This is a genomic window from Guyparkeria sp. SCN-R1, from assembly GCF_003932495.1.
In the GTDB taxonomy this organism is placed as follows: domain Bacteria; phylum Pseudomonadota; class Gammaproteobacteria; order Halothiobacillales; family Halothiobacillaceae; genus Guyparkeria.
On record NZ_QZMT01000004.1, the window covers coordinates 176185 to 197785 of the forward strand.

The 21601-nt window shown below is 65.5% G+C and carries 19 protein-coding genes; 11 read left to right on the plus strand and 8 right to left on the minus strand.

What is annotated here, in order from left to right; all coding sequences use genetic code 11:
- Positions 1–254: 254 nt before the first annotated feature.
- Positions 255–1244, minus strand: a complete 990-nt coding sequence (locus tag D5687_RS03755; protein ID WP_125198424.1) for an EF-P lysine aminoacylase GenX — start codon at positions 1242–1244, stop codon at positions 255–257.
- A gap of 11 nt (positions 1245–1255) precedes the next feature.
- Entirely contained in the window at positions 1256–1825 is a 570-nt protein-coding gene (gene efp, locus D5687_RS03760) for an elongation factor P (protein ID WP_125198425.1), read from the minus strand.
- 32 nt (positions 1826–1857) lie between these two features.
- Between efp and epmB the strand changes: the two genes are divergently transcribed.
- The 5 genes from epmB (at position 1858) to D5687_RS03785 (ending at position 8560) form a co-directional block, all read left to right on the plus strand.
- Entirely contained in the window at positions 1858–2790 is a 933-nt protein-coding gene (gene epmB / locus D5687_RS03765) for an EF-P beta-lysylation protein EpmB (RefSeq protein WP_125198426.1), read from the plus strand.
- A gap of 328 nt (positions 2791–3118) precedes the next feature.
- A complete protein-coding gene (locus D5687_RS03770; protein ID WP_125198427.1) occupies positions 3119–4762 on the plus strand; it encodes a hypothetical protein in 1644 nt (547 codons plus the stop codon).
- The gene (locus D5687_RS03775; protein ID WP_125198428.1) at positions 4759–6852 is read left to right on the plus strand and encodes an EAL domain-containing protein; all 2094 of its coding nucleotides are present in this window, start codon (positions 4759–4761) and stop codon (positions 6850–6852) included. The genes D5687_RS03770 and D5687_RS03775 overlap by 4 nt, the downstream gene beginning before the upstream one ends.
- Before the next feature lie 107 nt (positions 6853–6959).
- Positions 6960–7382, plus strand: a complete 423-nt coding sequence (gene folB, locus D5687_RS03780; protein ID WP_125198429.1) for a dihydroneopterin aldolase — start codon at positions 6960–6962, stop codon at positions 7380–7382.
- The gene (locus D5687_RS03785; protein ID WP_125198430.1) at positions 7379–8560 is read left to right on the plus strand and encodes a class I SAM-dependent methyltransferase; all 1182 of its coding nucleotides are present in this window, start codon (positions 7379–7381) and stop codon (positions 8558–8560) included. The genes folB and D5687_RS03785 overlap by 4 nt, the downstream gene beginning before the upstream one ends.
- Here D5687_RS03785 and D5687_RS03790 read toward each other — a convergent pair whose 3' ends face one another.
- A complete protein-coding gene (locus D5687_RS03790) occupies positions 8561–9331 on the minus strand; it encodes an SDR family NAD(P)-dependent oxidoreductase (protein ID WP_125198431.1) in 771 nt (256 codons plus the stop codon).
- A 57-nt stretch (positions 9332–9388) separates the two neighbouring features.
- Positions 9389–10288, minus strand: coding sequence for a squalene/phytoene synthase family protein (locus tag D5687_RS03795; RefSeq protein ID WP_125198432.1), 900 nt, complete (start codon positions 10286–10288; stop codon positions 9389–9391).
- 118 nt (positions 10289–10406) lie between these two features.
- On the opposite strand from D5687_RS03795, the gene D5687_RS03800 reads away from it, so the two are divergent.
- Complete coding sequence (locus D5687_RS03800; protein WP_158611735.1) at positions 10407–11588, plus strand: methyl-accepting chemotaxis protein; 1182 nt, start codon at positions 10407–10409, stop codon at positions 11586–11588.
- Positions 11589–11608: 20 nt separating this feature from the next.
- On the opposite strand, the gene D5687_RS03805 is transcribed toward D5687_RS03800, so the two are convergent.
- From D5687_RS03805 to D5687_RS03820, 4 genes are read right to left on the minus strand one after another with little or no spacing between them, the layout of a single operon-like run.
- Positions 11609–12190 (minus strand): hypothetical protein, encoded by a 582-nt coding sequence (locus D5687_RS03805; protein WP_125198434.1) that lies wholly within the window; start codon positions 12188–12190, stop codon positions 11609–11611.
- Positions 12187–12888, minus strand: a complete 702-nt coding sequence (locus tag D5687_RS03810) for an HAD-IA family hydrolase (protein WP_125198435.1) — start codon at positions 12886–12888, stop codon at positions 12187–12189. The genes D5687_RS03805 and D5687_RS03810 overlap by 4 nt, the downstream gene beginning before the upstream one ends.
- Before the next feature lie 9 nt (positions 12889–12897).
- Entirely contained in the window at positions 12898–13626 is a 729-nt protein-coding gene (gene ubiG / locus D5687_RS03815) for a bifunctional 2-polyprenyl-6-hydroxyphenol methylase/3-demethylubiquinol 3-O-methyltransferase UbiG (RefSeq protein ID WP_125198436.1), read from the minus strand.
- 50 nt (positions 13627–13676) lie between these two features.
- Positions 13677–15023 (minus strand): TRZ/ATZ family hydrolase, encoded by a 1347-nt coding sequence (locus D5687_RS03820; protein WP_125198437.1) that lies wholly within the window; start codon positions 15021–15023, stop codon positions 13677–13679.
- Between the two features lie 274 nt (positions 15024–15297).
- Here D5687_RS03820 and D5687_RS03825 point away from each other — a divergent pair, with 274 nt between their 5' ends.
- The 5 genes from D5687_RS03825 (at position 15298) to D5687_RS03845 (ending at position 21568) form a co-directional block, all read left to right on the plus strand.
- Positions 15298–16476, plus strand: a complete 1179-nt coding sequence (locus tag D5687_RS03825) for an aspartate aminotransferase family protein (RefSeq protein ID WP_125198438.1) — start codon at positions 15298–15300, stop codon at positions 16474–16476.
- A gap of 65 nt (positions 16477–16541) precedes the next feature.
- Entirely contained in the window at positions 16542–17465 is a 924-nt protein-coding gene (argF, locus tag D5687_RS03830; protein WP_125198439.1) for an ornithine carbamoyltransferase, read from the plus strand.
- 162 nt (positions 17466–17627) lie between these two features.
- On the plus strand, positions 17628–18974 hold the full coding sequence (gene argA / locus D5687_RS03835) for an amino-acid N-acetyltransferase (RefSeq protein WP_240031409.1): 1347 nt from the start codon (positions 17628–17630) through the stop codon (positions 18972–18974).
- A gap of 196 nt (positions 18975–19170) precedes the next feature.
- The gene (locus D5687_RS03840) at positions 19171–19956 is read left to right on the plus strand and encodes a class I SAM-dependent methyltransferase (protein WP_158611736.1); all 786 of its coding nucleotides are present in this window, start codon (positions 19171–19173) and stop codon (positions 19954–19956) included.
- A gap of 523 nt (positions 19957–20479) precedes the next feature.
- Positions 20480–21568, plus strand: a complete 1089-nt coding sequence (locus tag D5687_RS03845) for a glycosyl transferase family 90 (RefSeq protein ID WP_125198441.1) — start codon at positions 20480–20482, stop codon at positions 21566–21568.
- Positions 21569–21601 lie beyond the last annotated feature (33 nt).

Below are 21601 nucleotides of genomic sequence, written 5' to 3' on the forward strand. Positions count from 1 at the left end.
TCGAGTGGCTTGGCGGCTCGTTCGAGTGTCGTGCCGTGGTTTGCTGGATTCCCGCTTTCGCGGGAATGACGGTTTCTTTAGGGCTCGTTGATCAAGCCGGAGTCTGCGGAGCCAAACGTGATCGTCGACTTGGCAGCGCGATAGAGCTAGCAGCCAAATTCGAAAGGCTCCTACCCACGTCATTCCCGCGAAAGCGGGAATCCACTGATCGAAGCCGCCGGGTTCTGCTGTGATCCACGCGCCTCTTGTGGCCCCTAAACCCGCCGCGCCGAGAACGGCAGCACGGCGTCGATATCCTCCGCGCCCGTCAGCCACATCAGCAAACGATCCACGCCCATGGCCACACCGCTGCACTCGGGCAGGCCGTGGGCAAGTGCGGCGAGAAAGTGTTGCTGGCTGGGTGAGGGCTGCCGTGAACCGGCCGAATCCAATCGGCGGGCCTGCTCGTCGGGATCGACGAGCTCGTGGTAGCCGTTGGCCAGTTCCAGCCCGCCACCGTAGACCTCGAAGCGCGCCGCCGTATGGATATCCCGGCCCTCGAAGCGAGTGGGCTGGATGCGCGCCATCGCGGCCTGACTGGCCGGGTAGCCTGTCACCACGGTGAGTGCGGCCGTGTCGAGCCGCGGTTCGATCACCAGGCTCATCAGGAGATCCAGCCAGTCGTCGCGAGTCATATCGGCCGGGTCGGCGAGATCGATGCCGAGATGCCCCGCGGCCCGAGCTAAGGTGTCGGTGTCCGCCTGGTAGGGGTCGAGGGCGCAGTGGCGGCGAAAGAGTGCGCCGTAATCGTGGTGTTCGACCGGCGCTGGCGACAACCCAACCGCCTCTCTCGCCGACTGAATCAGGGAAATCGTCGTGTCGATGGCCGATTTGAGCGTGGCGCCGTTGTCGTACCACTCGAGCATGGTGAACTCGGGGTTGTGCCGCCGACCGGCCTCATTGGCGCGGAAGACCGGGCCGAGGTAGTAGGCCCCGGGCAAGTTGGGGTAGGCGCAGAGCAGGCGTTTCATCGACAGTTCGGGCGAGCTGTGCAGACTGCCGGCGGGGGTGCCGTCGGGGAGGGTCGCCCGGAACAGGGCGATGTTGGGCTCGAAATCGGGGCTGTCGATCAGGACGGGGGCGTCGATCTCCAGCCAGTCACGCGCATCCAGTGTCTCGCGCAGCCAGCGCTTGAGCCGGGCGCGTTGGCGGAGCGTTTCCGGACTGGCGCCGGGGCGCCAGGTCTCCTGCTCCGGGTCGGACACGTCGCGTCGGATCAGTTCTTGACGCGCGAGAGGTATTCGCCGGTGCGGGTGTCGCAGCGCAGCACCTCGCCTTCCTCGATGAACAGCGGCACCTTCACCACGGCGCCGGTCTCGAGCTTGGCCGGCTTGGTGCCGCCGGTGGCGGTGTCGCCGCGCAGACCCGGATCGGTCTCGACCACCGCAAGCTCGACGTGGTTGGGCGGCAGCACCTGGATCGGTACGCCATTGAACAGGGTGACCTGGCACATGTCCTGTTCCTTGAGCCACTGGGCCGAGTCACCCACGGCATCCTTGGTCGCCATGATTTGCTCGAAGGACTCGGGGTCCATAAAGTGCCACTCCTCGCCGTCGGAGAAGAGATACTGCATTTCCTGCTCATGGATGTCGGCCGCCTCGAGGGAGTCGCCCGACTTGAAGGTGCGCTCGATCGTCTTGCCGGTCTTGAGGTTCTTGAGCTTGGTCCGGTTGAACGCCTGGCCCTTGCCGGGCTTGACGAACTCGTTCTCGACGATGGTGGCCGGATCGCCGTCGAGCATGACCTTGAGGCCGGCGCGGAATTCGTTGGTGCTGTAACTAGCCATGGGAACCTGCAAGTTAATCGAAGTCGTTGGAAATGGCCGCGATCATACCCGATAACCCGTCATCGTCCCAGCCCGCCGCGCGGCCTCGTCAAGACGCCGATTTCGTCGAGCTGACCACGCCGCTGGTCGAGTCGCAGATCGACTTCGCCGACCCGGACGATCCGGTCGCGCGCCAGTTTCGCGTCGATCCGCGCGAGGCGCTCGAGGTGCCCGGTTTCGATGCCGATCCGGTGGGCGATCTCGCCGCCAATGCCGTGCCGGGCGTATTGCACAAGTATCGCGGCCGGGCCCTGCTGGTGCTGACCGGTGCCTGCGCTGTGCATTGCCGCTACTGCTTCCGCCGCCACTTTCCCTACGGCGATCAGCGGCTCGACGAGGACGCGCTCGAGCAGGCACTCGATTATCTCGCCACCGACCCGGAGATGACCGAGGTGATTCTCTCCGGCGGTGATCCGTTGGTGTTGAGCTCCCGGCGTCTGGCGACCGTGATTGAACGTCTCGCCGCCTTGCCCCACCTGCGCCGCCTGCGTATCCACAGCCGTATCCCCACGGTCTCGCCCGAGCGGATCGACGAGTCGTTGTGCCAGATGCTGGCGGCCTTTCCCGCTCAGGTGGTGCTGGTGGCCCACGTCAACCACCCGCGGGAACTGGGGTCGCAGAGTGCCGCGGCATTCGGCCGGCTGCGCGAGGCCGGGGTCACGTTGCTCAACCAGACCGTGTTGCTGGAAGGGGTGAATAACGACACCGACGTGCTCGCCGAGCTGTCCGAGGCACTGTTCGAGCAGGGGGTGTTGCCGTACTACCTGCACCAGCTCGACCCGGTCGCCGGCGCCGCCCACTTTGCGGTGGACGTCGAGGTGGGTCGGGAGCGGATCGAGGCCTTGCGTGCCCGTCTGCCCGGTTATCTCGTGCCGCGGTTCGTGGTCGAGCAGGCCGGTGAGCCCAGCAAGACGCCGATCAGCTGAGCGAAGGCGGTCGTGCCGATGGCGCGCCGGACGTGGATTCGAGCGGTAGCATTGAATACAGTATGATCGGTGTTCGATCCCGTGTTGGCGGGACGCATGGAGGCAATGTCCTGTTAGGGAAGGCCTTCACGAATACCCAATGCCTCTGGCTGACTGGCTGGTTCGCCATCAAGGCGCCGATTCGAGGGCGGGCTCGGTGTTGCAGCGCTTGCCAATGGCGACGGCCATTGGGCGGCGCAATGCGCCTTGCATCTGGACGTCTGACGACCTTCAGAGGCGTTGGCTATTCGTGAAGACCTTCCCTTGGGACGAGACAAGGAGTTCGTCGATGGCCGGTTTATCTCAGCCACCCCAATCACCTGCCGTGGATGATCTCGAGACCCTGCTCGAGCGGGTCGCGATCGTCGCTCCGACCGAGGCGGCCAGTCTGCTGGCCGGCTTTCTTGGCCGGACGGATCTGGAAGAGATCAGTGACGAGGCCCTGAGTGGCCTGATTGCCCGGCTCGAGCCGCAGGTCGAGCGCACGGCGAAGGCCTTGCGCCGCAGCCTGAGACAGAGCCCGCTGCCGATTTCGGCCCGGGCGCGTGAGCAGCTCTCTGCATTGTTCACACTGTATCGAGCGGCTCAATCGCTGGCCAACCTGCGGTTGGGCCTGGCCCAGAGCGGTGATGTCGGTCAGGCGCAGGCGGCCGCTCATCGCCAGCATGTCGAGTGGGCCGCGCGCCTGATCCTCGATTGCTATCAGCTCTACGTGGGTGTGCCGAAGCCGCTGTACGCGGACCTGCATCAGTTCGCCCGGGCGGCCTGTCGGGATCTCGAGGGGTCACAACCCGAGGCCTGGAGCGCGGTGCGTGACGTCTACGTGGCGGTATTACTCCTGGGGATGGTCAATCCCTATGCGCTGACCGTCGAGGAGATGGCGGTGCTCTATCCCTGCCTGCGCGAAGTGGGGCGGGCGGTGGAGATTACCGCCGAGCGGCCGACGGGGTCGGCGCGCTTCGTCGACATGACCGGTCGACTGGCGCCGCATATCGCCATCAGCGGGGGGAGGGCCAACCCGGACGGTGCGGTGTACGTTGGGGTGGATGCGCTGTATCGACGCGAGACCATCCGGGGGCTCGATGCCGAGTGTCGGGTGGCCCTGCGAGGCTTCCTGCGCCGGCTGCAGTTTTTCCTGAGCTCGCGCGAGGCGCGCCGCCACGATCACTTCGATCGGAAGATTGGCGAGCGATCGTTGATTACCATCGGTTTTCACAGCGTGCATCACCGGCTGCTCGATGACATGCTCTACAGTCTGCGCGCCTCGCAGCACCTGACCTTTTCGGGGCTAGACTGGGAGGGCCTCGAGCGGCCAGTGCATGGCCAGGTCAAGGACGGGCCGAGCATTCATGATTTCAAGCTCGAGATCGACTCGGGCAGTCGCAACGATATCGACTGGGAGGCCATGCCGGATGCCGAGGGCCGCCGGGCGACGCCGCGCCTCAACGAGCCGGCGACCTGGGACGTGGTCAACCTCTCCGAGCGGGGGTTGCGGCTACACTGGCGACTGGCCGACAACAGCCGAGCGGCGGTCGACGAGCTGATCCTGATCGAGCGCGACCCGGACGAGGAAGTCGGCGGCCTGGCCGCCGTGATCGGGGTAGGAGTCATCCGCTGGGTGCGTCACCTCGATGAAGACAATCGCACGATCGACATGGGCGTCGAGCGCCTGCCGGGTGACTGGATGGCCTATTTTGCCCATCCGGCCGAGGAGAGACCGAATACGGCCGGAACCTGGCCGGTGCTCGCGCGCATCGACGGCGACCGGATCGATCAACTGATCCTGCCGCCGGATCTCGCCGATCGCGGGCGCCGCGTGACCGTGATCCGCGAGCAGGGCGAGGACACGCACATCAACCTGGAGCGTATCGTGATGGTGGGTTCCCATCTGGTCGTGATGGAGACAAGCCCTGACAAGGGAGGCAATTCGTGACGCCCATCGAAACCGTCGAAAACACGCCGTTTTCCATCCTGCACATCATCGGCTCGGTCAACGACTCGATTGCCCTGCGCGGGGAGTTGCGCAATGCCGGCCTGCAGGCCTCGGTGCACAATGCCGCCGATTTCGATGCCGCGCGCCACGAAATCACCCGTACCCCGGTCGACATCATCTACATCGAGTACGGCGCGAATGCCCTCGAGATGCTGACCGCGCTGCGCGAACTGGCTGCCCGTGAGCCGGTGCTGGCCGGCGTGCCCGTGGTCGTCTACGACGACATCGGCGGGATCGAGGAGACCGAGGCATTTCTCGAGGCCGGGGCGTTCTCGGTGATCAGCCACGAGTCGCTGGTCGAACCGCTGCTGATGCGTGCCGTGGCCTTCGCGTTGCTCTACCAGGATCGCGAGCGCAAGGCCGCCCAGCTTTCGAAGTCCGAGTTGCGTTGTCAGAAGCTGATCGACGGCTCGTCCGAGGCGGTCGCCTACCTGCAGGACGGACTGCACATCTACGCCAACCAGACCTATCTCGACCTGCTGGGCTTTGCCGATATCGAGGAGTTGCGCGAGGAGCCGATTCTCGACCTGGCCGCCGGCGATTCGGCCCAGCGCCTGAAAGCCTTTCTCAAGACCGAGGATGCCGAGGAGACCTTCACCCTCAAGACCAACGGCGGTCACGAGATCGAGGTGCGGATCCACAGCACCGCCGCCTCCTTCGATGGCGAGCCCTGTCTGCAGATCTTCGCCACCCAGGTGAAGGAGGACGTCGCCGACATCTCCGAGCAACTCGAGTACTTCGCGCGACGCGACCTGCTCACCGGCTTGTACAACCGCAACTACCTGTTCGAGCAGATCGAGGCGCGCCGCGCCGAGATCGTCAACGGTGACGAGGAGGAGACCGGGGCATTGCTGCTGCTCGAGATCCTCAACCACGACGAGATCAAGCGTCATGTCGGTACCACCGGCATGGACAACCTGCTGACCGAATTCGGCAAGAAGGTCGAGGAGCGGGTCGGTGGGCAGGGTCTGGTCGCGCGCCATGGCGCATTCTCCTTCCTGATCCTGCTGGGAAGGCTCGACCGCCACCGCACCGCCGAACTGGCCGAGGCGCTCAACGAGCTGGCGCGCGAGTATGTCTACACACAGGGCACGACCTCGGTGACCGTCTCGACCTCGGCCGGCTACCTGGTGCTCGACGAGAACTCCCCGCAGAACGCCGCCGAACTGGTTGACCGGGTGGAGCGTTCCTCCAATCGCGCCGCCCAGGAAGGCAAGTACCAGGCACGTCTGTACGAGCCTGATCTCAAAACCGCCTCGGAACGCGAGCAGGACGAGGCCTGGGCGCGAAAGATCAAGACAGCACTGCGCGAGAGCCGCTTCTCGCTGGTGTTCCAGCCGATCGTCTCACTCACCGGGGATCGCGAGATCAGTCGCTACGAGGTGTTCGTGCGGATGCTTGACGAGGACGGCAGCCTGATTTCACCGGCCGAGTTCCTCTCGCAGGCCGAGCGTGGCGAGCTGATCCAGTCGATCGACCGCTGGGTGGTGCTCTCGGCGGTCAAGCAGATCCACAACGGCGTGAAGAACGGCGAGAAGCCCAAGCTCTACATCCGCATCAGCGACGCCTCGCTCCACGATCCCGAGTTCACCAAATGGCTCACCCAGCGGTTGCAGATGACCCGGCTGCCGGACACCTTGCTCGCCATCCAGGTGTCGGTCGACAAGGCCGGTCACGCCCTGCGGCACCTGGCGGACATGCAGCAGGCCCTGCAGCCGCTGGGCGGCGAGCTGATCCTCGACGGCTTCGGTTCCGGCGACGACGGTTTCCGCATCCTCGATCACCTGCCGGTCTCGACCATCAAGATCGCCCGGCCGCTGTTGGAGAATTTCGCCCAGGAGAGCGCCAACCAGGAACGGGTTGGCGAGGTGGTCAAGCACGCCAAGGACGAGGAGATGGCGGTGATCGTGCCCAACGTCGAGAATGCGGCCAGCCTGCAGATCCTCTGGCCGATGGGCGTGGATTTCGTTCAGGGCGACTTCATCCAGGCCCCGCAGGAAAGCCTCGAGTTCGATTTCGCGCAGTTCTGATTCGCGGTCGCGCAGGGCATGACGGTAAGATGAGCGCGCCCCGGACGCTGTCCGGGCATGCCGCGCTTAACCCTCCGTTGCACTGAAAACCGCCGAGAACTGACGCCGTGACCGACGCCGACCAGCCGCTTGCCCCGCCACTGCCGACCACCCTGCCCACGGACCGGATCCTGGTGCAGGGTCTCGAGTTCGAGACCATCATCGGCATCCTGCCCGCTGAGCGCGAAACGCCACAGCCGCTGCGGGTCGACCTGGTGCTCGAGGTCGAATCCTTCCGGCGGGCCGTGATCAGCGAGCATATCGACCAGACGGTCGATTACGCGGCCGTGTCGCGGCGTGTCATGGAGATCGCCCGCGAGGGCCGTTTTCAGCTGGTCGAGACGCTGGCCGAGCGCTGCTGCCAGGCCTTGTTGGCCGAATTCCCGGTCCGTCGCGTCACGATGCGCGCGCTCAAGCCGCACGCACTGGCCGAGGCAGCCGGCGTGGGCGTGGAGATTACCCGTGAGGTGGCCACCGGGGAGGGCGCATGAGTCCCGGTTCACGCCAGGAAGGATTCGAACTCCCGGCCCCCAGCCAGGCCGACCAGGCCAAGAGCCTCGAGCTGATCGAACAACTCGTCGAGCGGATGCGTGACGGCCCTATCTCGTTTGCCGATTACATGGCCACGGTGCTGTATCACCCCACGCTGGGTTATTACGGCAGCGGCCAGGTTGCCTTCGGCGCCGGGGGCGATTTCATTACCGCCCCGGAACGCTCCCGATTCTTCACCGCCGGGCTGGCCTACGAGTGGCACCAGGCTCGGGCCGTCGACCTGGGCGGCGAGATCCTCGAGATCGGCGCCGGTTCGGGGCGTCTGGCGATCGATCTGCTCGAACGGCTGGCTGCAGACGACGCGCTGCCCGAGCGCTACACCATCCTCGAGATCTCCCCGGCACTCGCCGAACGTCAGGCACGGAACCTGCGCGAATCGCTGCCGCCGGCGGTGGTCGAGCGCGTGCGCTGGATCGATGCCTGGTCGCAACTGGTGTGGTCGGGCGGCATCGTGGTCGCCAACGAGGTGCTCGATGCCATGCCGGTGGAGCGCTTTCGCTGGTGGCCGGGCAAGCCGGAAACGGCCGAGCGACTGATGGTGGGTTTCGACGGCCAACGGTTCGTCTGGCAGGAACAACCGCCCGACGCACCGCTGCAGGCGGCGGTCGAGGCGATCACCGCGCGCATCGAGCGTCCGATCGTCACGCCACGAGAGACCGTGCTGGCCGAGTACAACCCTGATCTTGCCGACTGGTTGGGCGAGATGCGCGCAGCGCTCGGCAATGGTGGCGAGACCTGGGTCTACCTGTTTGATTACGGCAGTCATACCGCCGATATTTACCGCGGTGACCGCGACGAGGGCACGCTCAAGTGCCACTACCGGCACCTGGCTCACGAAGACCCGTTCGTCTACCCGGGACTGCAGGACATTACCGCCTGGGTGGATTTTCAGGCCGTCGAGCAGGCCGCGCGCGCGGCCGGGTTCGCGATCGACGGTGAGCGCAGCCAGGCCCAGTGGCTGCTGGGCACCGACGTCCCCCGGCTGGTCGAGCGTGAACTGCAGGCGCGCGACTCGCTGACGGATCAGGCCCGCCTGGCGCAGGAGTTCCGCGAGCTGGTGATGCCCACCGAGATGGGCGAGCGCTTTCGGGTGATGCGACTGCGTATCGGCGACTGATCAGGTCGCCTCAGACGTCCCCTCGAGACGTTGAATCGCTCCCGACTCGCCGTGTTCCAGCCAGTCGAGGAGCGCCGGCATGACCGCGCAGGGCGGCTGGCGATCCTCGGTCAGCTCGCCGGGGAAGCGCGCGTGGCGCAGACGGCTGTTGACCGCGCCGGGATCGAAGCCGGTGATCCACACCTTCGGCGTTTCCGCCGCCCATTGCCGGATCATCCGCTCGACCCCGGCGTGCGCGATGTCGTGCGCGCTGCCGTAGGCCTCGGTGCCGCGGTCGGTGAAGAACAGCACCCGCGGCCGGTCGGATTGCCCCAGCAGTGGCCACGCACTGCGGGTCAGGGCGAACGGCGCAGTCAGGTTGACGTGTAGGCTTTCCTGGAACTTCATCAGGTCTGCCTGGGCGAGCGGCGCGATCTCCCCGGCCGTGCCCATGGCATGAACCAGCATGTCCAGGCGGCCGTAGGCCTGCTCTATCCCGTCGACGAGTGTCGCGTAGTCCTCCGGCGCGGCGCCCGAAAAATCCACCGGCTGGATCACGGGCGGTTCGCCGCGTGCCTCGGCGGGCACCTCGGGGAGCACCCGCTGATTGATGTCGTCGGCAAGTCGGTCGAGCTGATCGAGCTTGCGGCCCAGCAGGATCACCGTCGCGCCGCGGGCGGCCAGCGTCTGGGCGGTGGCGGTGCCCAGCGCACCGGTCGCGCCATTGATCAGCACGACCTGGTCGGCGAACGAGGTATCAGTCGACGGATCGAAGTAGCGGGTGTCGGTCATCGGGATGTCTCGGGAGTGTGAGCCCGTGATGATCGGGCTGAGGGATCGGAGTTCGGATCACCAGGCGGCACGCCAGGCAAGCCACCATTGGCGCACGGGACTGATTTCAACGCGGCCGCCGGTGAGTTGCGCGGGCGTTTCCTGCATCAGTCGCAGATGCTCGTGGTCGATGGCGCGCAGGATGCGGAACAGGCGCGGCGGTCGGCCGCTCGCCTGCCAGTCGCCCAACCCGGCGCGAATGGTGTCGAGTTCATGGCGGAACAGTGCCCCGCGCGCCGTGGGCGCGGGCTCGCGGTACAGGTCGGCCTCGTCCAGCCCGAAGCGATTGAGCGTGTCCTGCGGCAGATAGACCCGTCCGATACGCGCGTGCCGCCCCAGCAGCCGGGCGCGATCGAGTCGGCCGTGCCAACGCCCCAGCCGGGCCGCGGCCTCGGTCTGCTCGTCGGGCAGGTCCAGCAGGCGACCGTACAGGGCGAACAGGCTGGCATAGCGCGCGTCGAGAAAGGCCTCGAGGTCCGCCTCGGCGGCAAAGCCTTGGTATTCGAGCTCGATGCGCGCCGCGCCGAGCCGCTCCTCCAGGCGGGCGATCAGTGGCGAGTCCTCGCGGCGCGCCTCGGCGCCCAGGCCAACCTCGTCGAGCCCCGCGGCGAGCGACTGGATCACCGGGTGCTCGGCTCGCCCCTGGGTCATGCCCAGCAGCGCCTCGCGCCACCAGTCGAGCTTGGCCATGGCGACCTGGGGCTCGCTGACGGTCTCCGGGATTTCGGCCAGCGAGACATCCAGCGCCCGCAGGGCCGTCACCGCCCGCTGCCGGGCGGGGGGGAGCTTGAGGCTGGCCAGCCGAAAGGCACTGCCAACCGGGCGGGCCAGGCGTTCGCATTCGGCGGCAGCCAGATGGGGCTCGACCGACGGGCGGGTGGATTCGGCATTCATGGACAGGGATTCTACCAGTTCCATCCGCTCGCCAGCCGGGTATCCGGCCGCCGTCGCCCCTCAAGAAATTGCCCGGCCGACCGATACACCAGCAAGCGTCTATCCTTTCCCGCCATCAACCCCGAGCAAGGTGCCATCCCCAATGAGCCAGCCCAGCATCCTGCGTCGCCTGAAGTGGTCCTTTGTCGGCATGGGCATTGTCATGGGCGCGATCTTTCCGGTCTTCGCGTCGTTCTTCGTTGAATTCCGGGACGGCATGCTGGGCTGGTTCGTGGTCGGCTGTCTCGGCGCGGGCCTGACCGTCGGGTTCGTCAACTACGGGCTCGCCCACCTGATCCTGCTGCGGCGCATGGGCGCGCTGGCGCGCCTGGCGGGTGCTGTGCGGGAGGGCAATCTCACCGAGAAGTGCCAGATCGTCAGCCATGACTCGCTCGGCGAGATCGTGACCAGCGTCAACGGCATGATCGACCAGTTGCATGCCCAGATGGGCGATCTCAACCGCAGCAGCGATTCGCTATCCGCGGCCGCCGGCAGCCTCGATCAAAGTGTTTCCAGCGTGATGACGGCGCAGGGCCGGGTCCAGGCACAGCGCGAGCGTACCCTGGGCGAGGCACGCGAGGTGGCAGACGGCGGCGGGCGGCTGGTCGAGGCAATCCTCGAGGCCGGTCAGCAGGCCGGCGAAATGCAGTCGCGTGCCGAGCAGACCCGCGGCCAGGTCGGCGAGAGTGTCGCCTCGATCGCCCGTTCACAGGAGCGCGTCGAGGAAACCGCCGCGCTGATCACCTCGCTGGTGGGCGCCCGCGACCGGATCAGCGGCATGACGGCGACCATCGATGCCGTCGCGCAGCAGACCAACCTGCTGGCACTGAATGCCGCGATCGAGTCCGCCCGTGCCGGCGAGCACGGGCGCGGTTTCGCCGTGGTGGCCGACGAGGTGCGCAAGCTTGCCGGGCGCAGTGGCGAGGCGGCCCGGGAGATCGGTTTGGTGATGGAAACACTGGGGCGCGACGTGACCGCCGCCGACGAGAAGATGCAGGAGGCCAGTCGGTACTCCGCGGACGCCGAGCGCTCCCTGCAGACGGCCTCTGGCGGGCTCTCCGACGTGCTCGAGTCGGTGGCCGACACGGTCAAGCTCACCGAGGAGGCGGCCAGTCACGGGCAACGTCACCAGATGGCGATCGAGCAGCTTACCGCGGATCTCAACTCGCTGATCGAGGTGGTCGAGCGCAATGCCGAGACCATGCAGTCGGCGAACCAGGCGGTCGATTCGGTCAACCGCGAGGCCGATCGCCTGGTGAGTCAGGTCGCGCGTTTCCGGTTGTGACCGGGACGGGGCCGCTGGTCTCAGCCGCGGCCGGCGACAACCCGCCAGGTGATGCGAATCGCCGCCGTCGCCCACGCCACGGGCGAGCGCGCGGTCTCGGTCTGAAACCAGAGAGAGGGGTCGACCTGCCGTTCGCGCAGGATCTGCTCGACCCGCACGATCGTCAGCCGATAACGCCAGCCGGCCAGCCATGGGCGACCCAGCGGGGCCGCGCCCTGCAGGATGCCGCGGATGCGTCCGGCAAAACGTTCGTTGAAGCGCCGGAAGGCGAAGTCGACCCGCTGGTCGTTCCAGTGGGCGTCGGTCACCCCCAGTTGTGCCAGTTCGTCGGCCGGCAGCCGCACGGCGTGCTCGGCCTGGCGGTCGGCCGCCGCGTCCAGCCAGCCGTCGACCAGCAGCACGGCGGTGAGCAGTCCGTCGACACGGGACTGGTCGGTCGGGGAGAGGCGCTCGAACCACGGTGGGCGAAAAGCGGCCAGACGCTCGCGGTAGAAAGTGACCAGTTCACCCATGTTCTCCGGCGTGCTGGCCGGCGCCAGCGGGGCGTTAAGCTGCCGGGCGTCCACGGGCCAGCCGAGCAGGGAGGCGACTCGCGGGATCATTTCGCGTCTACCGCGTCCGCGCTTGCGGCATTTTCTGCCGACCGAGTCAGAAGGATGGCGATGTCCTCGGGCCGATCGATCACCACCGTGGCCCCCCAGGTCTCGATGGGGCGCTCACCGTCTAGATAGCCCCAGCGCCCGGCGACGGTGGGCATGTGGGCGGCGTTGCCGGCAATGATGTCGCGCTCGTGGTCACCGATGTACCAGATCGTGTTGGGCGACAGGCGCAGCTTGCCGGCCGCGAACAGCAGTGGGTCCGGGTGGGGCTTGGCCCGCTTGAGGTCGTCACCGCAAACCACTACCGCCGGGGTAATCTCCAATGCCTCCAGCAGCCGTCGCGTCAATTCGCCGGGCTTGTTGGTAACCACGCCCCACGGCAGGGCACGTTGCTCGAGCGAATCGACCAGCGCCTCGAGCCCCGGGAACAGGCAGGTGTGCACGGCCAGGTCCTCGGCGTAGAGCGCCAGGAAACGTTCTCGCAACCCGTCGTAGCTGTCGTGCTCCGGGGTAATGCCCAGCCCGATCCCCAGCAGTCCGCGCGCGCCGTTGGAGACGTGCGGTCGAATCTCGTCGAACGGCATCGGCTCGAGCCCCTGCTCGGCACGCACGCGATTGAGCGCGGCGGCCATGTCGGGGGCGGTGTCGAGCAGGGTGCCGTCGAGATCGAACAGGATCGCTTGTGGGGCGGAGAGGGGCATCAAGACTCCTTAACTGTCTTTCACAAAGGCCATTAGGTAGTTCACATCCAGATCGCGATCGTGGAGCGAGAACTCACGGGTCAGCGGGTTGTAGACGATGCCGGTCGACGCGATCGGCTTGAGGCCCGCCGCCCGGCCCATCCGCGCGAGCTCCCCGGGGCGGATGAACTGGCGATGATCGTGCGTGCCGCGCGGCACCATGTCGAGCAGGTATTCGGCCGCGACGATCCCCAACAACCACGACTTGGCGTTGCGGTTGAGCGTCGAGAGGAACACGTGGCCGCCGGGGCGTACCGCTTCGGCAAGCGCGGCGATGATGCGGCCGGGTTCCTCGACGTGCTCGAGCATCTCCATGCAGGTGACCACGTCGAACGCCTCGGCGTGTTCGGGGGCGAAGCGCGTGACGTCGGCCACCTGGTAGTCGATGTCGAGATAGTCCGGCGCATGGTCGCGGGCGACGTCGATGACGTCCTCGGCCAGGTCGAGCGCGGTGACGGCAGCCCCGCTGCGGGCCAGTGCCTCGGCGAGAATGCCACCGCCGCATCCCACGTCCAGCACGCGACTGTCGCCGGCGTCGCTGTAGCGCTCGACAAAGGCCATGCGCAATGGGTTGATCGCGTGCAGCGAGGCGAACGGGCCGTCGCTGTCCCACCACTGCTGGGCGAGGCGGTTGAAATGCGCCAGCTCGTCGGGCGAGGCGCTGGATGAGCGGTCAACGGTGTCGGTGGTCGGGGTCATCGCGGTGTTCCCGGCGAGTGCAGACGATTGAAGGGGTGGGCGGCGAGCGGTCACGTTTGCGGCTTGGCGCGCAGGATCGGCTCTCGCCAGCGGTTCGCCCGGTCGATGATGGCGCGGCAGTCCAGCCCACGCAACTGCCCGGCGCGCAGTCGTGCGCGACCATCGATCCAGACGTCGCTTACCTGCCGTCGCGAGGCGCTGTAGACCAGCGTTGAGACGGCATCGTAGACCGGCTGGGTCTCCGGCATGTCGAGATCGACGGCCACGAGATCGGCCTGCTTACCCGGTTCGATCGAGCCGATGCGATGCTCCAGCCCGAAGGCGCGTGCGCCACCCAGGGTCGCCATGTGCAGGGCCTGGTGGGCGCTGACCGCCGCGGCATCGCCGGCCACGGGTTTGGCGATCAGCGCGGCGGTGCGCATCTCGTCGAACATGTCGAGATCGTTGTTGCTGGCCGCCCCGTCGGTGCCCAGTCCGACATTGACGCCGGCCTCAAGCAACTTGGCCACCGGGCAGAAGCCCGAGGCGAGCTTGAGATTCGATTGCGGTGAGTGCAGCACGTGGGTGCCGGTCACCGCCAACCGGGCGATGTCTGAATCGGTCAGCTGGGTCATGTGCACCGCGACCAGGCGCTCGTTGAGCAGGCCCAGCCGGTCGAGCCGCGCCAGTGGTCGTTCGCCGGTGGCGGCGAGGGCCGACTCGACCTCGTGGGCGGTCTCGTGGACATGCATGTGTACGGGAAGGTCCAGCTGGTCGCTCATGGTGCGCACCCGTTCGAGCGCAGCGTCGCCGACGGTATAGGGCGCGTGCGGGGCAAGCGTGAACTCGATGCGCGGGTGATGGCGCCAGTCATTGACCAGATCCACGCCCTTGGCCAGCGCCTCCTCGGCGTTGGCCGACCAGCGATTGGGCGCGTCGATCACCACGATGCCGAACACCCCCCGCAGGCCGGCGGCCTGCACCGCCTCGATCGCCGCCTCGGGAAAGAAGTACATGTCCGAGAGCGTGGTGGTGCCGCTGCGGATCATCTCGACGGCGGCCAGCATCGTGCCGTCATGGACGAAGTCGTGGCCCAGCATCTGTCCCTCGACCGGCCAGATGTGTTCCTCGAGCCAGGTCATCAAGGGCAGGTCGTCGGCCAGCCCGCGCATCAGGCTCATCGCCGCGTGGGTGTGGCCGTTGACCAGCCCCGGGATCAGGGCGTGGGTGGGCAGGTCGACCCATTCGATGGGTTCCTCGGTTGCCTGCTGGCGTTCACGGGCCTGCTCGCGGGTCAGGATGGCTTCGATGCGGCCGTCGCGAATCCACACCGCGTGGTCTTCAAGCACCTCGTCGCGCGGGGCGACGGGGATCAGCCAGCGGGGGGCGAGGATCTGGATGGGGTGGTCGGTTGCCATGACGGGAATCTGTGTGCCGTTGAGGGTGACTAAAGCGGGTTTCGAAGCCTAGCATGCCGCGCCGTGGCGGCCTTTGTCGAAATCGATTCGATTCGTGATATGCTCCTTGACTTGCCCCTCCGAATCCGCGCCAAATTATTTTGGCCAGTGACGTCGTTGTTCGTCGAGTGGGCACAAAACGCAATGGATTTAATGCGCTCGTCGTTCCGGGGAGCGCTTTTTTGGTTTTGTATCGCCCGGAAATTCCGGGCGAAATCGGTTTTCGAGGAACGCCGTGAGCGACTTTCTGCTGCCCACCTACAATCGACAGCCCGTCCGTTTCGTCCGGGGCGAAGGCCCGTACCTCTGGGACGAGTCGGGCGTGCAATACCTCGACGCGGTCAGCGGCATTGCAGTGACCGGCCTGGGGCACGCCCACCCGGACATCGCCGAGGCCCTGTGCGACCAGGCCAAGACCCTGATCCACACCTCCAATCTCTACGGCATTCCGTGGCAGGAGCGCCTGGGCGAACGACTTGCGGCACTCTCGGGCATGGAGAAGGTGTTCTTCGGTAACTCCGGCTCGGAGGCCAACGAGGCGGCGATCAAGCTTGCCCGCCTGCATGGTCGTCGCCGCGAGATCGCAAACCCGAAGATCGCGGTCATGGAGCACAGCTTCCACGGCCGCACGCTGGCCGCGCTGGCCGCGACCGGCAACGCCGCCATCCAGAAGGGCTTCGAGCCGTTGCTCGATGGCTTCGTGCGTGTGCCCTACGGCGACATCGACGCCTTGGAGCAGATAGCGGCAGACCCGCAAATCGTCGCCGTGCTGCTCGAGCCGGTGCAGGGCGAGGGCGGCGTTCGCCCGGCACCGACCGGCTATCTGGCCGCGGTGCGCGCGCTGTGCGACCGGCAGGACTGGCTGATGATGGTCGACGAGGTGCAGACCGGCATCGCCCGCACCGGACGCTGGTTCGGCTTCCAGCACGAGGCCGGGGTGCTGCCCGACGTGATGAGCCTGGCCAAGGGACTGGGCAACGGCGTGCCGATCGGCGCCTGTCTGACCGCCGGGCGGGCCACCGACCTGTTCGGCCCGGGCAGCCACGGTTCGACCTTCGGCGGCAACCCGCTGGTCTGCCGCGCGGCGGCGACCGTGCTCGAGGTGATCGAGCGCGACGGGCTGGTCATGCGGGCCGAGAAGCTGGGCCAGTCCATCGCCGGGCGTATCCGCGACGGGCTGGCCGGTCTCGATGGCTTTCGCGAGGTGCGCGGTCGCGGCCTGATGATCGGCATCGAGCTGGACCGTCCGGCCGGCGAGCTGGTCGGCCGGGCGCTGGAGCAGGGCCTGCTGATCAACGTCACCGCCGGCTCGGTGGTGCGTCTGCTGCCGCCGATGATCCTGAGTGAATCGCAGGCCGACCTGATCGCCGATCGGGTGATCGGCGTCATCCGCGACTGGTACGCGGCCAACTGAGTTTTCGGGGCTTGCCCAGGGTTTAGACCCGGGCGCGCTCCTCAACCGACAGAATCGATATCGTTATGTCCACACGTCACTTCCTGAGCCTGTTCGATCTCACCGCGGACGAGTACCGCGCCCTGTTCGAGCGCGCGGGGCAACTGCAGGCCGCCCGCGAGCGCGGCGAGCGTCCCAACACGCTTGAGCGTCGCGTGCTGGGCATGATCTTCGAGAAGGCCTCCACCCGCACCCGGCTGTCGTTCGAGTCGGGCATGGCGCAGCTGGGCGGCTCGGCGATCTTCCTCTCGCCGCGCGACACGCAGCTCGGTCGCGGCGAGCCGGTGGAAGACTCCGCGCGCGTCATGTCGCGGATGGTCGATGCCATCATGATCCGCGCCAACGATCACGGCATGGTCGAGACCTTCGCCGCGAACAGCCGCGTGCCGGTGATCAACGCGCTGACCGATCGCAGTCACCCCTGCCAGTTGCTCGCCGACATCTACACCTACGAGCGCCACCGCGGCTCCATCGCCGGCAAGCGCGTCGCCTGGGTTGGGGATGGCTTCAATATGTGCCACTCCTACATCAATGCCGCGCGCACCTTCGGCTTTGAGCTTATGGTTGCCGCACCCAAGGGCTACGAGCCCGACCCGGAGGTGGTCGAAGCGGCCGGGGATCGCGTCGAGCTGGTGGGAACGGCGGCCGAGGCGGTCGAGAACGCCGATCTCGTGGTGACCGACGTCTGGGCCTCGATGGGCCAGGAAGAAGAGCGCCAGCGCCGCCTGCGCGACTTCCACGACTACCAGATCAACGACGAGCTGATGGCCCGTGCCAAGAATGACGCGCTGTTCATGCACTGCCTGCCGGCCCACCGCGGCGAGGAAGTCACCGCCGGGGTCATTGACGGCCCGCAGAGCGTCGTCTGGGACGAGGCCGAGGCACGCATGTTCACCCAGCAGGCGCTGGTCGAATTCCTGATCCTGGGCGAGTTTCCCGGCGTTTCCTGATTCGCGCCGGTCCTAACCGACCTGGAGCAGAGGCCCGGTCCCGGCATGAGCGGGGCCGGGCCTCGTTACGTCCTGGCCCGCTGATTTCCCCCGAACCGGCGCGACGGTTATCCTCACGTCAGACGAATCCCACCCCAGCCACCGTCGTAGGGAGGTCACGCGTTGACCGATAGCAAGGATCAAGCCTCGAACGTCACCTGCCAGCCCTCCGGCGAGGCGCGGGTGCTGGTGCAGGGACTGCGCGATGCCGTCCCGTACATCCGCGAGCACGAGGACCACGTCTTCGTGGTCGCCTTCGGCGGCGAGGCACTCGACGAGCCGGCCAGCTTCGAGCGGCTGATCCGCGACCTGGTGCTGATCGCCGATCTCGGCGTGCGCCTCGTGCTGGTGCCGGGGGCCCGTCCGCAGATCAACCGCCGTTTCCAGGAAGCCGGTTTTGAGGAGCGCTTCCACCAGGGACTGCGCGTCACCGAGCCGGACATGATTGACCTGCTGACCGAGGCGGTCGGTGCGGTGCAGTTCGACGTGATTTCCTGGCTGTCGGCACGCCTGAGTCTGGCCTCGGGTTCCGGGCTGGCCCAGCGGGTGCTGACCGGCAATTTCGTCACCGCGCGCCCCATGGGCGTGATCGACGGGGTGGATCTCGGTCATACCGGCGCGGTGCGTCGCGTTGACGTCGACGGCGTGCGCGATGCACTCGGCGACGGCTCGATCGTGGTGCAGTCGAACATCGGCTATTCACCCACCGGCGAGCTGTTCAATCTGCGCGCCGAGGATGTCGCCGAGAGCATGGCCGTCGCGCTGGGGGCCGACAAGCTGATCTTCCTCACCGACCCGCTCGACGACCTGCCCACCGCCATGAGCCTCTCCGAAGTCGAGGGGCTGCTGGAGCGCCAGGGCGACAACCTGTCGACCGAGTTTCAGTTGCACCTGCACAGCGCCGTGCGCGCCTGCTCGAAGGGCGTGGATCGGATTCACCTGGTCGATCGCGAGGTCGACGGGGCGCTACTGGTCGAGCTCTACACGCGTGACGGCTGTGGCACGCTGATCACCAGCGAGCCCTACGAGCGCATTCGCCCGGCCACCCTCGATGACATCGGCGGCATCCTTGCCCTGATCGAGCCGATGGAGCAGGCCGGCGTGCTGGTGCGCCGTTCGAGGGAGCAACTGGAGCTGGAGACCGATCGCTTCGTCGTGATCGACCGCGACGGCGACATCATCGCCTGTGCCGCACTTTATCCCTTCCCCGAGGACGGCACCGCCGAATTGGCCGCGCTGGTGGTGCACCCCGCCTACCAGGGCGGCGGCCGGGCCTCGCGCCTGCTCGGCTTCATGGAAAGCCGGGCGCGCTCGCTGGGCCTGAAATCGCTGTTCCTGCTCTCGACCCAGACCATGGCCTTCTTCCGCGAAAAGGGCTTTGCCGATGAAAGCCTGGAGCGACTGCCCGCCGAGCGGCGCGCCTTCTACAACCTCAAGCGCAATTCGCGGATCTTCCGCAAGTGGCTGTAGCCCGAACATTCCATGAATTGCCCACGCCCTCGCTTGTCTCTTGTCCGCACAAGGAATTTTCTTCAGTCGGCCGTAATCACCGATACGCCGCTCCTTCAAAAAATCCCTTGTGCGGCCAATATCCTGCGCGATCATCGTGCGCAATTCATGGAATGTCCGGGCTTGTCCGGAACGTTTTTTCACTCGGATGCATAAAATGGTCGGGCTAGCTCCGCTGCCGGTGGTCGCCTGTCGCCCGGAGGGGGGCAGCCCTGCGGCCGGGCGCCTGCAGGTGTTTGCCGAGAAGTGGGCGCTGGACTGGGTGGATGCGCCCGGTGACGCCCCGACCCGATTCACGCTGGCGATTCAGGATGGGCGCATCGGTCTGATTCCTCCCCTCGACCGTCCAGATCTGGGTTCACACCCGCTGGTAATCGACTTCGCCGCCGATCCGCGGTTCGCCCGGCCGCTGGCGCGCAAGGATGCCCTGGCGCGGGCAACCGGCTGGAAGGCGGGGTATCGCCCGCCGGTGGTCGATCTCACCACCGGGCTGGGGCGTGATGCCTGGGCGCTGGCCAGCGGAGGCTGTGAAGTGACGGCTGTCGAGCGCCATCCGGTGGTCTGGCTGCTGCTGACCGATGCACTCGACCGGGCGATGGCCCAGCCGGCATTGGCGCCAATCACCGCTCGGATCCATCCTGTCTTCGGTGACGTGTTGGGAGAGCATCCCCCGGCGCTCGTCAGCGGTGAGGAGACGGTCTGGTACCTCGATCCGATGTTCCCCGAACGCAAGAAATCCGCGTTGGTGAAAAAGCCCATGCGCATCTTCCATCAACTGGTGGGAGAAGACCCGGACGCTGCGGCCTTGTTTGTCTGGGCCCGACGCCAGCCCGGCGCCCGCTGGGTGGTCAAGCGTCCGCCGGGGGCGCCCACCATCGATGCCACCACCCCGGATATCGATTACCGCTCCGGGAGACTGCGCTTCGACGTCTACCTGCGGTGATCCAAGGTTCGGGTCAGAACTCGTTGTTGGTAGCCGGGACTGGCGCCCCATCGAAATGAACCGCGCTCTTCTCGTCCGATGAAGTGTCACGTCGCCTTGGATCCACGGAACCACCTATTCGTTTCGCCTTGGGTGCATGTTTTCATTAAGGCATATGCCTATACCCTGACATCTGCTAGAGGGTATCTGCTCGAAATGGGGCGCTAAACCTCATGGTCCTAGTAGGAAATTACGGCCTATCCGGTCGCCACCACCAGTGAACTAATTCCACTTGGGCGCTGTCTATTACCGCGCCTGTCCGACCGTCGCTGCTTTTTAGGGCAAAACGGCTTCGGCCTGCTGTTGATCGAGGCGGCACGGAACGTATTGCCGAAAAGGAATATATATTCTGGTGACGGGTCGTGGTCGGTGATGGTGTTATACAAAATAGAAGCGTTTATAGCAGCGCATTGCTGTCTTGTGCGAAAACGTAAGCAATGCGCTATTTTTGGCCGTCATTGCAAAATTCAATGGGATTTTTGTCATGTCAACAACAGAGCGTGCAATTGATATTGTTCGTGACCTTGCGATTTATCATGAGGACATCTCGATAGATGTTTCGCATGCACTGATGAGGCTGGCGGCAAATTACAGGCCGCATGGCCCCCTGATCAAGCAGAAGATTTTTGAGTACGAGGCAAGGCATCAAAAGCCATTCTATCTAAGTAATGAAAAAAGGCTTGATCTTTGTATCGGTCAGTCTACGGTCGGCAAGTTGCATCACGAAGGCAAACAGCTGAAGGCTCGTCAGGGCTACGTGAAGGGAGAGGTAAATGCGTTTTCTGTAGAGACCTCCGACCAGGCAGTTGCAGTTGGCAGCTATGTCGAAGATATGAAAGCTTTCCTGACAGCCTGCGGCGAAATGGATGACCGTGTGCTTGTCAAGTTCGGGGATGAGGCGCTGGATAAGGCCGAAATGCTGCTCGGACCAGTTTTTGTGAAAAGTCGCCCGATTGGTGGGCAAGGGATTGTCCTGAAGCTCAACACCGCTCGCCACTGGGATAACTTGGATCCATCTGATTTCTACCTGTGGGGAGAGAAAGATGACAATGTTGTCTGGCGGGGGCAGCCAACCGGCACCCATGGGAATCGAAGCCTGTCCTGGGACGACAACGTCCGATTGAATTTTGTAAAAAACTACTCGGCAAATTACGACGTCGGATTCTCCAAGCTTGGCCCGCAGGGTGACAAAGTTTGCGAGCCTTTTGTTAAAGGTGTTCTTGGCAAGAAGGAACAGCTGAAAAGCAAATATGTCGTGAGCCTGGAAGGGAATGATGTTGCTACCAATTTGAAATGGATACTTGCATCAAACTCTGTTCCGATCATGCCGCACCCGACATTCGAGAGCTGGTTGCTGGAGTCGCAGCTCATCCCCTATGTCCACTATGTGCCGCTTAGTGATGGCCTCGATGACCTGGATGAGGTCTATGCATGGTGTCTGAGTAACGACGAGCATTGTCGCCGGATCGCCGAAAATGGAAAGCGGTACATGGAGATGTTTTTTGATGAAGCGAATGAGAAAGAGATGTGTCGGATGATTTATAAGAAATACAAGTCAATGGTTGAAGGCTGATTTCCGTCCTCTGGTTATGGGGCATCTTGTTAT